Raw genomic sequence first — 11,183 nt, 5'->3', positions numbered from 1 at the left:
GTTATCGTATAAGTAAGGAGCTCTATTTTCCCGTTGTGTGCTGATGACAATGACATATCGATTATCTTTTACAGCAACATAGTTGATATCAACATCCGCATGTGGTTCTATTTTGCGTAGTTCATTTGCAATATCTTTGCGTGTACTATCGGAAACTTCCTGACCAATAATCTTTTGATCATCGGTTACACCAATCAGAACAATTCCACCATGATCACTGTTCAAAAATGCGCATACCGTTTGCATTGCTGTTTTAAGCTCTGCAGTTGATTTCTTAAACTCTAAGATTTCAGATTCGCCAAGCTTAACAAGTTTTTTTATCTGCTCTAACTTCATGATACCTTTCTATAAGCTCATGTTATTAATCTGCTAAATTTGCAGCACTGTTATTGATAATCGATCCTGCTTGATAATAGCGCATGACCGTTGTCACACTTTTATGCGTTGTAAGTGCCATCACATCACCAAGGTTCTTGTTCTTACGCCCCGCTTCAGTGACAAATCCACTGCGCAGGCTATGCGCACCAAATTGTGTGAAATCATACTCAGCTATCTCTAAGCGACGTCGTACAATGCGATACACATCCACTGGCGATAAGGGCTTGTCTTTGATCTTTCCCCCTTTACCTATGGAACGAAAAAGAGGACCTTGCTCAATACCAGAGATGGTTAACCAGTGATCAAGTGCTTGAGCAACCCTTCCCTTTACCGGTACAGGAGCACCCTTACCCTCTTGATCCGTCTTGCTTGTTGGGATGTTGTAAACAAATGATCCGTCCGGTAGACGCGTTAAATCTTTCATGAGTGCACAGGTAACTTCAGCTCGTCTTCTGCCACCACTCCCCCAGGCGAATAAGAGCAGCGCGCGATCACGAATGTCGATTAATTGATCTGAACAGGTTTCAAGCATGTCATCAAGAACATCTTTGGTAATTGCTCGACCGGCAGGCTTGCTGGAGCCATATTTTTTGGTGAGCTGTGCAAGAATGCGATGCACCTCGTGGTCATGACAGGGATTAGGCCACTTTGCACTTTCAAGAAAGACCGACAAACTTCCAATTCTCCGCTTGACGGTCGCAAGTTTATGGGGGCCCAACTTAGCCTTAAAACCTTGATCGACAAGCATCGTATCGATATCAGGATCTAAACCCTCTGTATGCTGAATAATAAACGTGATAAGTTCTTGCAAAGTAATGGGAGATTTGAAGGAAAAGCCAATGGCACTGAGCCACGCTTGCCAGTACACTAGATCCCCGTTATGTGCCAGACGGGTATTTTCTGAGGTGTATTCACCCATAATCTCGATTGCTCGTGTTGCTGATTTGGTATAGAGGGCGTTAAGGCCAGCAGAATGAAATCGTACCGGTAAGAAGCATTCCAGCTCAGGACGTTTGCGTATAAAAGAGTATTCCATGAATTTATGGGATGTACGGATCAGGCAAAGCTCCTGAACATCACTCGTGTCATTTGTTGAAAGTTTCTCGATTTCCATTGCTCACATCCTCCCTAAAAATATATAATTTTTTACAGAAGATATGTTAACAATATCGTACATAAACTGTCAATTTATAAACAATGTCTTTTTTGACAATCAACCAAACTTAAAAGTTATTGTAGAAGTCTATAATAATTTAATTTACATGTTTATTTCTTTTAATATTTATAAACAACATAATAAAAAATGACTTCATTACAAATTAAGGAGAGGAGAGATTTATTTTAAAAATTAAAAAACAAACAAAAGAAGGTTGAATCTTATGAACTTTAATCTACAAAAAATAGTAGTTTTTACATTGGTATTATTTTTCTCAAGCGGATCACTTTTCGCAGCGCACCATTCATCAGCAATGTGTAAAAAGGAATGCAAAGCATGTGTTAAGGCCTGTAATAATTGCATCAAATCATGCGAAGCCGTAGCAGATCTGGATGATTCATGCAAAAGTAAATGCAATGCTTGCATTGCAGCGTGCCAAGACTGTGTGAGCAAGTGTAAGGCATGCCAAAAAAATTGCACCGATCAAACTTGCAGTGATTGCTTAGATGCCTGTGCAAAATGTATACGCGCATGTAATGCATGTATTCAAGATTGTAAGAATTGTGATAACGACTCAGATACGCATAAACAATGCATAAAAAGTTGCCAAGATTGTATATCCAAGTGTGCTGATTGCATAAAAGCTTGTATTAAATAAAACAAACTCTTGATTCTTCTTTATTTTATAATGATGTCAGGGGGCTCAAGTAACGCCCCCTTTTTATCTATAAAACCATTACTCTTCATCTTCTGATTCTTTTTCAATCTGAAGATCTCGAAATTTATAGGTTGATTTTTCCATTGCTTCGTCCAATTTTTCTTGCAATTGATCCTTTGAGAGGCCATTTCCCTTTTTAAGCGTAAGTTCAACAGTCCCCGTTCTTAAATCAATTTTTTTAACTTCGGCAAGCTCGGGGACTTTATCTAAAAGAGATCTCTTTATCGTTGAAACACATGCGGTACAGACCATCCCGTCGACCTGCACGGTTACCTCGAAAATCTCTGAAGAGAGGTTGGTGAAAAACAAGACAAATAAAATCAAAGCTTTATATAATTTCATTGAAATCTCTTTTCTCTTAAAATTGAAGAAATAAACCCAACATTAACCTAAAGTCGTTCTTTTCCTGCAATCCATTAATATGTTGCGCAATGGGTACTTGTATGCCCCCCTTAATCATCGCATTTCCTTGTGATCTAAAAAAAGATGGCCCGGCAAAAATGACATTGCTTCCCGTGTTAGTTAATCTGGAACCATTGACCCTGGTTTTTTCTGTCCAGATTCCATCAACATCGATAAGAAAAACCCAGTCTACTTTATCGACATCGGGCATTTCAAGCCTAAAACCAAAAGCATATGAATAAAAGAATTGATTACCCATTTTAATGTGACGTGCTGCTGTATTAAGTCGACCGATCAAGGATGCAAAATGATAAAATCTGGTGGTTTCAAATGCTCCTGCTGTCCCAAGCACAAAATCAAGGGAAGAGTTATCAATAATCGGTTTTTTATCTATTCCTGTTGTAGCTCGACGCGCTGTAGGAAGAAGAACACCACCTACCACAACAATCTGATTACGTTTTTGAAATCCATAATCATAAAACACTCGAAACTTTCCGACAAGCTCAAGCTTTCCAACGCCCGCAGTTTTAAATGAACTAAACGGATCTCCGCTATGCGCCACTTCGGAAACTTTTTCTTCTAAAAAAATGGGTACTCGAAGCTCAAGCGTAAGATATTCAGTTACTCCAAACATAATTCGATTTATGTATTCAAATTCGCGTTGACTACCAGCCTTGGTGTATTTAACCAAGGTATCAATATTTACACCACCCTGACGAACAGTATCAGCACGCAAACTAAAAATTTCGTGCGGAAAAAGTGTAGTTTGCTGGGATAGAAACCATATACAAAAAAATAAACACAATTTTTTCATAAGAACCCCCCATCTTTAAATACCCGCATGAACACCCTCCATCCATTTTTATATTCTATGTTTTTAAATACAAAATAGTCAATTATACTTAAAAACATAACAGTACAATGCTGTAATAATCTCAGTATTCAAAACAAAAAATGAAAATAAGACTGTCATTGCAACATTTAGGAGAGTTTATTTTTTAACCAATAAACCGGCATCAGCAAAGAATTTTGTAAAAATAGGATCAGAAAGTTTTTTGAGAAACATAGGCGTTAGTTTATAACAAACTTTATCGCCTCGAATAATAATTGAACCAAGAATAGAAAATGCCCCACGTTCTTTTGACTTACCATGAGTAACTACAAAACGAACAAAAAGCATCATGCCCTTTAAAACATCTTTAAATTCATCGATAAAATCTATTATACACGATTCGCTTTGATCACATGAGGCCAGGTAGACACGGTTTGCCATTGCTTTAGCAACAAGATGACCTTGGTCAAAATAAGAAAGATATGTTGCAAGAGGAACAGCGTGCTCATCAAATGGAACGCACATAGCATGGTTCAACAGGAAAAGGAAAAGCTCCTTTTCGCGTCCAGAAAATTCATGAGATAATTTGTATTCAACTGCATGGTTCATATGAAATTGTCGCTTTAACACAGGCTTAAAATTAATGTCCTTGGGGATGGAATTATATAGATTTATTAAGCCTGGTCAAATGGGTCTGGCCACAAGCTTTTTAGCGTAGGCTGGAGCAATACCCTCTTTACAGAGCACTTCAAACTTAATCTCAGTTATTTTACGGCCTTGTATTTGATAGATAGCTTTAACAAAAAAATTAGATTTTTCATTCACTTCCTCAATAGCCTTCTTTACAACGTAACAATTAAGCGAACTAAAATCTTGATAAGAACCATCCTCAAGACCCATGTACTGACAAAAAGTTTTAAGCGTTAGATAAGGCGTTTGTGCAACTTTTTTGTAATCGCAGCAAAGTTGATATAAGAACAGCGCGTATTTGCAGTCAAATTTACGCACCATCAAAAGATTGATGTATGAATAGCATTTGAGTTCGACGAAAAATTTTTTAATCACCTCATCGTAAGAATAATTGAAAACATTATCGACAATTGAAACTGAAGAAAATAATGGAAAAGAACCAACATCTTTATGCATCTCTTTTTTGATAAGGATGTATGTGAAAATAGTTCCCATATCTTCAAGCGTTGCTTTAACATGTTTATTATTACGCGTATTGCCAAGAAATTTCATGATTCTTGAAATAGAAAGTTGATGAAATTCTTTGGTAAGTATTTCCTCTCGTGGTGTCTGCGCAAGTATAAAATCCCATAACTGCGCTTGCATCAATGAAAAATTGTGAACAATGTGAATAAGATTGCTCGGTTTTATTATTTCTTTTTCCATTCTATCAATACCCAATACCAGCACCACAAATATGGAGCACTTTTTTTTAAAAAATAAGACTTGGCACTATAGCAAAAATTCTGTGTGCATGACAACTGATTTTTTGACAAATTTTTTAACAGACTGAATTAGTTAAAAATAGAATTGTGATTTTATAACTATTTTTTGCACAAATCTTTTAATACTAGTTTGCACAAATTCTTTAATCTCATGGCACAATTTCTTTAATACCAAAATGCATTTTTACAGCTCAAAAATTCAAAATTTTCGGTGCTTTCAAGTACCGATCAGATCGCATGATTGCCTCGTGCGTGCTAGCGCCCTATCGCGTCACCTACGCGAATTAAAACTCTCTTAAAACAATAAGCTACACTACGTTACGCTTATTAGACCGCTGCGCGGATCCCCGGACCCCCTCTTACACAAGAACCAATCTACGAAACTCTTACTCGTACAATTTCTGCAAACCAGTACAACGATCTTTTTAAAACCAATCGTACGAAATTTTTTTTGTGTACATCACCAAACCAATACAACGCAAAAAACCTAAACCCTCCTCCGCCTTCCAGGCTACGGCGGGGCAGGCCCAAAAAGGTAAATAAGTGAGTTTGATGGAAATAGTGCAGAGCCCAGTAGTTATTGACGGTCAAGAATGGCACAAATTTGCCCGTAGATAACACTTGTGATGGTTGGTAGTATGTTTGAGCAATAGCGCATATAAAATTTAATTTTGGATCAAATTTAGCGTTGTTTTATTCCATGAAGATTTTCTCACAAAACTTAGTACCAACTCGCTGCGCAAATGCGCTGGTATTTTTGATTTGGACCGGCTTCATTGCCACGTCGTCATGGCAACCCTCATTTGCCACAGCAAATGGACCAAGAGATGATTTTTTTGGAAGTTACTTTTTGTGTGAATTTGTTATCAAGCCCGATGTGCGAGAATCTTTTTTGAAAATAGCCTTAGTTATTACGTTTTAAAAGGAGTCGCTTATTACCCTTTTTGGGATTTAGGTTTTTTGCGTTGTATTGGTTAGTTAAAATTCAAGAGTAATTGGTTCGTGGTATTGGTTTTTGATATTTTGCATTACAATATGTGCTCATTAGTTTCTTGTCATTTCTGCGTCGCCTTATCGATAATTTCCAGGATCCATAAGTTACGAGAGATTGTTCCGACACGCTGTTTTCTTTTTGCATCAATTTTATCAAGCAGCTGCTTTGGAATCCTCAAGGTCAAACGATGGTCATCATCGCTTACAACATCGATTGTTGTCGCTAAACCACCACCTTGTGAGATAAACTTTTGAACTTTTTCTTCAGCAATTAATTCAGATTTTTCTCTGGTTTGTATCTGTTCTATTTTTGCTGGTGTATGTAAAACTTTTATTGCCATTTCTATGTCCTTTCGATCTCTTTTTTATGTCTTTTTTATGTCTTGCTTGAGTATCATGTATGTCATAATGACACAACAAAAATATGTCGCGGTGACGCATTAATGACCGTTAAAATGTGTCACTTACTTGCCAAAAACAGCTGAGTGAAGCGCTTTTATTTCACTAATCGCCTTTGCATCGCCCGGCATTTCTACAACTCCAAGCCCTTCAGCTGTTGCATTTGAAAATGCTTTTCGCATTCCAACAACAACAGGGAGCATTTTTAAGCCATCTATTTTTGAAAGAATGTTCTTTGCATCTTCGTTGTCACTACCTCGTGCACCACCGCAATTGATAAATGCGTATGATATCAATTTTTCATTCAAACATTTTGCCTCTTCGACAAGAGCTGAAACTTTTGTTGAAGTCCAGATGTCGAATGATTTTGGTTGGAATGGAACAAGAAAAATATCTGATACGGTTAAAGCAGCCCTCAGGCTTGCTGTGTCACGACCTCCACAGTCGATGATAATATCGTCGTAATTTTTTGATAACTTGAGCAACTCTGTTCTCACTGCGCTGGATTTAAGTCGAATGGTTGTCCATGGCGTTGTGACTCCAAGGCCCGTCCTATGGTCGGTCCAGTCTCCAGAGGTCCCCTGCTCATCTGCGTCGACCAAGAGAACTCTTCGTCCAGAAATTAACGATCGCATTACCGTGAGATTTGTCGAGATAAGGCTTTTGCCGCAGCCGCCTTTGATACCTCCAACAGTTAAGATCATAACAGTCCCTCCCTACCTATTTTTGACATACATTTGACAACACAAAGACCGATGTTCGGCTTAAAGCTTCCGTCACAAATTTGTCATGATTACTATCAATAACACGGTCTGGTTGGGATTTTCAATAAACGGGTGATTTTTGGTTTGATATCCGTACACACAAGAGGGTCTATGGATTTGTGTTGGTTATGCTGGAATGGATTGTGGTGAAGAAACTTCTGCTTTTAGCGGGGGGTGATGACATCTTTTCGATCTCTTTTTTCTGTCTTGCTTCCATGTTTTCTATGTCATTATGACATGTTTGGGTTATGTCATCGTGACATGTTGATGACATGCGCGATATGTCACCATGATAGCATGGGGCGTAACACCGAACTCTAAATGTGTAACTGTTTTCCCTGGATTTAAATATCATCAAGCTTAAATTTGGAGGGCAAGCCGAACCGCCATAAAGCGGGGGAGGCGACGCCCGGGTTCCCTCTTACTATCTATAAGAATAATTCTCATAAGAATTATTCTCATAAATATCTCCCAAAATTTTACTTTCCAAAAAAGCACGTATTTAAAAGGGTTTTTAAGAATGGTCACTGCAGCGTATAACGTAAGTCCTGCAGCGTATAACGTAAATCACTGCAGCGTATAACGTGAACCATTTTTTGGTAAAATTCAAAAAACCCTTTAAAAACACTGCATTTAAAAGGGTTTTTAAAAAATGGTCACTGCAGCGTATAACGTGAACGCTACAACGTATGATGTTATACGCTGCAGTGACTGACGTCATCTATTGCAGAGCATGACGCATAAACTTTTTTACTCATATTTTGCGTTGAATGTTAATAGCCACTTTATTCTACCTTTAGAGTTTTTTGCTTTTTCTGCTTCAAGAATAATGCCCATATTCTTAACCGCGTCAATGGCCTTTTTTATGCTTTCACCCACTATTTTATTACGCTTTTCTTGAATATATTTTTCAAGGGCTAGGGTAAGGGCGAGGTTCTCTTCATTTATTTCCTGCTTCTGTCTTCCCGCACTAATTTCACGCAGACACCATTCCATTAATCTGCGCATCGCAGGAGTAACTTGTTTATGGCCACCCGCTGCAATTACAAATCGCCTGTTTGTGTCATCTGGGAATTCAACGAATTTGGTATTGATTTGATCAATAAAAATAGGGCTATATGCAACGATAACTTCTTCTCGTTTTTCTCTCAATTCTGGACAACCATTGTCGAGCTTTGCTTTTTCATCATCTGTAAGGTTTGGGAAAAAATAAAGTACTTTTATGAGAGATTGAAACTCCTCGATTCTATCGGTTAAGGTCTGCGTTTTCGATCCATTATTTACTTGTTTGACACGATCATATTTGATGAGAAATTTTTTTGAAGCATATTGCATAAAAATGCCGTCGATGTACTTGGCATCAGCTCCAGAATAATCATCTCTGCATAAATACGCCCTGTATAAGTCTGGTCGTTTGAATTTTACAACGGGCACCCTTCGCTTTTCTCCTCCATAATCAGTAACTAAAGAATCTTTATTTCCCTGATAATAATCTTTAGCATAAGGGTCATGATTTTGGCTATTATCTCTGAGTAGTTTTGTCAGGGCATGATCCATTTTACTCAAAGGCTCTGTAAGCCTTATTCCTTCAACCTTTACTTCAATGTGCGATTCTTCGACTTTATATTGTACTTCAGGTTTTTGGTAGCTGAGTTTTTGATCAATGTGATGTCCTGCCTGCCTATACTTTTGCGTCTTCTTTTTTTCCTTCTGAATTTCTTTAATAAAGGTTGTTATTTCTTTACGCGATAGTGGCCTATTTGATCCAACTTCGGAAATAAACTTTTTAAAGTCGTCACTCTGCTCTTTAGTTAACTTTTTAATATTGGCAGTTTCCTTTTTCAACAAATCAAGCTCGCTTGCTTTTACGCGCAGGTGAATGTCATCAAATAATTTTAGTTCAGCAATTTGATCTAACTTTGAAACAACTTTGCCCGTTTTTTTATCGATTACGTGAACTTCGTACTCTTCTGACCATTTATCAGGTTCTGGTATGCCAATTGTATTGAGAAGCTTTTTTTCAGTGTCCTGTAAGCTCATAAAAAGTCCTTTAATCATTAAAAGATATTCTTTCTGAATTGGAATAATTTTTTGATGCTTTAGGCCTATTTTTTAGTATGCACGCATTTCCATTGAAACTCATAAATTCTTGATGGTCTTTGCCAATAGACCTACCCTTAAGAACTTTAAAATAAGTTGTATCAGTGTCCAAATTAAACATACCTAGAATGAGAGATGCAATGCGCTCAATGTCGCCAGCTTCGCCGATGTTTTCCGATCTTAATTCAGATTCTGTTACAACCGTACGATTAAATTGGGCGGCAAGAACAATGGGAAGTCCAGTCTTTATGGCGCAATCTTTGAGCATAAGGCATATTTTCTTGAGCTCTTCCTGCCTACTTATTTTTGAATTTGATAACTTAAGTAGTTGCATGTAATCGATAACAATAAGTCCTGTTCTTGGTCGATTATTTTTTATGAAATGTATTGCTTCAATAAGCTGATTTGCGGTCCAGTCTGAATAAAAAACCTTTAATCTCTCAGTATTAATAAGATCTTGAAAGAATTGGTCTTTATGCATTTTAAAGAGGCTTCGTAAAGTATCGGTGAAGAATTCATCGGTACCACTTCGAAAATAATTCTCTATCGATTTACGATTGTTCTTTGAAAGAGCACCAATTGATTTATTTGATAAATTTTTGTTTACCCACGAATTAACAAAAAGCGATAAAATTGACGCACCACTTTCTTCATACGTAAAAAAGTATGCATCCTGATCAGGGTTTCTCTCAAGCGCTCCGAGTGTAAAATTAATGAGCGCAGTTGTTTTTCCATGACCAGTTGGTGCTGCAATGATCGAGACTGCACCTCCAGGAAAACTTAAATCAATGGCACCTATTTTATAACCTGTTGATATGCCTGGCGACACTAATTGAAGCTCTTTTATTATTTCTTCTTCTGAGTTTTTTCCAAGCAAAAAATCGAAGTTTGGTTGTTCAAATTCCATCAAATGTTGAGCCGGTACAATATTTTTGATTTCAGGCATGTTCAACTTTCTTGTGCATTATTTTCTGAATCTATTTGTTCTTTGTTAACTACTTTTATTGTGCGTAAGCAAATGGTCTTAGTCGGTTTTTAAGGGGGAAGATAACCGAAAAAGTTCCTGTTGACTCTTCAAAGCGCGGTCTAGGATTACCAGATTTTTCGCAAATTTTAACGATATCTCTGGTCCCACGACCCCAGCGCTCAATCATGCAACAGAGATAAAAAACGTGAGCAATGAGTTTATTTCGTGGATGAGATTCATGTGATTTCGTTAAGTCACTCAATTTTATATCGGATGGCAATCGACCAGCACTAATAATTTCGACTCGATCATCATAAATTGCGATGGAAATAGAACCACTCTGCATGCTATAGTTACGATGACAGAGTGCATTAACAACAGCCTCGCGAAGTACCTTGTGTGGTATGGCAGGTGTCTCAACCCTTAATAAATTACCTTCTTCAATTTTAGCTGCAACGGGTAAATGATTGCCCAAAAATATCATTGCGCGATCATACAGTTCAAATACATTGCCTCGATAAATTTTACTATCTAAAAATTCACTCTTATCGGTTCCAAGGAATCGCGCAAGTTTAATCTCAGATTGTGTAAACTGTTTGTCTTCGTCCTTGCAAAAAAGCACAACAGCAGCATTGGTAAGCTTGTCACCGACCAATAAATTAAGCTTTCTCAGTATTTGCTCAACAGCTGGCTTGGGAGTTAACCCGATAACTCTTCCAGCTTGTATTGCATCTCCAATTACTCTTTGAATGAGCTTTCTATCAAGATCGTTAATTGTGCAGTTGTTTGTTGTAAGACCATCCCAATTTATTGTTGAACGTCTATTGATAAGGAGTTGTTCGTATTCAGCTTGAGGCATTTTGCTTGTTGTAGATTGATTGCGCATAAAGGTACCGTTATCGTATAAGTAAGGAGCTCTATTTTCCCGTTGTGTGCTGATGACAATGACATATCGATTATCTTTTACAGCAACATAGTTGATATCAACATCCGCATGTGGTTCTATTTTGCGTAGTTCAT

General features: G+C 37.6%; 13 protein-coding genes. 2 read left to right on the top strand and 11 right to left on the bottom strand.

Translation table 11 applies throughout. The features are described 5' to 3' along the window. Positions 1-336 (bottom strand): ATP-binding protein (locus tag JST56_07810; protein MBS1988861.1); only part of this gene is annotated, 336 nt, incomplete at its 3' end. A 25-nt stretch (positions 337-361) separates the two neighbouring features. After that, positions 362-1,492: a tyrosine-type recombinase/integrase gene (locus tag JST56_07805; GenBank protein MBS1988860.1), complete on the bottom strand. Its 1,131-nt coding sequence runs from the start codon at positions 1,490-1,492 to the stop codon at positions 362-364. 265 nt (positions 1,493-1,757) lie between these two features. Between JST56_07805 and JST56_07800 the strand changes: the two genes are divergently transcribed. Further along, entirely contained in the window at positions 1,758-2,192 is a 435-nt protein-coding gene (locus tag JST56_07800) for a hypothetical protein (GenBank protein MBS1988859.1), read from the top strand. A gap of 78 nt (positions 2,193-2,270) precedes the next feature. Here the strand turns inward: JST56_07800 and JST56_07795 are convergent, their stop codons facing one another. From JST56_07795 to JST56_07780, 4 genes are all read right to left on the bottom strand, one after another. Continuing rightward, positions 2,271-2,594, bottom strand: a complete 324-nt coding sequence (locus JST56_07795) for a heavy-metal-associated domain-containing protein (GenBank protein MBS1988858.1) — start codon at positions 2,592-2,594, stop codon at positions 2,271-2,273. 16 nt (positions 2,595-2,610) lie between these two features. Further along, a complete protein-coding gene (locus JST56_07790) occupies positions 2,611-3,468 on the bottom strand; it encodes a hypothetical protein (protein MBS1988857.1) in 858 nt (285 codons plus the stop codon). A gap of 177 nt (positions 3,469-3,645) precedes the next feature. After that, complete coding sequence (locus JST56_07785; GenBank protein MBS1988856.1) at positions 3,646-4,095, bottom strand: hypothetical protein; 450 nt, start codon at positions 4,093-4,095, stop codon at positions 3,646-3,648. A gap of 75 nt (positions 4,096-4,170) precedes the next feature. After that, entirely contained in the window at positions 4,171-4,881 is a 711-nt protein-coding gene (locus tag JST56_07780) for a replication initiation protein (GenBank protein MBS1988855.1), read from the bottom strand. Between the two features lie 759 nt (positions 4,882-5,640). Between JST56_07780 and JST56_07775 the strand changes: the two genes are divergently transcribed. Then, the gene (locus JST56_07775) at positions 5,641-5,862 is read left to right on the top strand and encodes a hypothetical protein (GenBank protein MBS1988854.1); all 222 of its coding nucleotides are present in this window, start codon (positions 5,641-5,643) and stop codon (positions 5,860-5,862) included. 133 nt (positions 5,863-5,995) lie between these two features. On the opposite strand, the gene JST56_07770 is transcribed toward JST56_07775, so the two are convergent. From JST56_07770 to JST56_07750, 5 genes are all read right to left on the bottom strand, one after another. Beyond that, on the bottom strand, positions 5,996-6,274 hold the full coding sequence (locus tag JST56_07770) for a hypothetical protein (protein ID MBS1988853.1): 279 nt from the start codon (positions 6,272-6,274) through the stop codon (positions 5,996-5,998). Positions 6,275-6,397: 123 nt separating this feature from the next. Next, on the bottom strand, positions 6,398-7,036 hold the full coding sequence (locus JST56_07765) for an AAA family ATPase (GenBank protein ID MBS1988852.1): 639 nt from the start codon (positions 7,034-7,036) through the stop codon (positions 6,398-6,400). An 810-nt stretch (positions 7,037-7,846) separates the two neighbouring features. Beyond that, complete coding sequence (locus JST56_07760; protein ID MBS1988851.1) at positions 7,847-9,136, bottom strand: hypothetical protein; 1,290 nt, start codon at positions 9,134-9,136, stop codon at positions 7,847-7,849. A gap of 10 nt (positions 9,137-9,146) precedes the next feature. Beyond that, the gene (locus JST56_07755; GenBank protein MBS1988850.1) at positions 9,147-10,142 is read right to left on the bottom strand and encodes a hypothetical protein; all 996 of its coding nucleotides are present in this window, start codon (positions 10,140-10,142) and stop codon (positions 9,147-9,149) included. Positions 10,143-10,197: 55 nt separating this feature from the next. Next, on the bottom strand, positions 10,198-11,183 hold a 986-nt coding region (locus JST56_07750), incomplete at its 5' end, for a transcriptional regulator (GenBank protein ID MBS1988849.1).

The organism is Candidatus Dependentiae bacterium (genome assembly GCA_018266175.1).
In the GTDB taxonomy this organism is placed as follows: Bacteria; Babelota; Babeliae; order Babelales; family RVW-14; genus JAFEAY01.
Note: the sequence above shows the minus strand (reverse complement) of the source record. Positions and strands in the feature narration are given on the sequence as shown.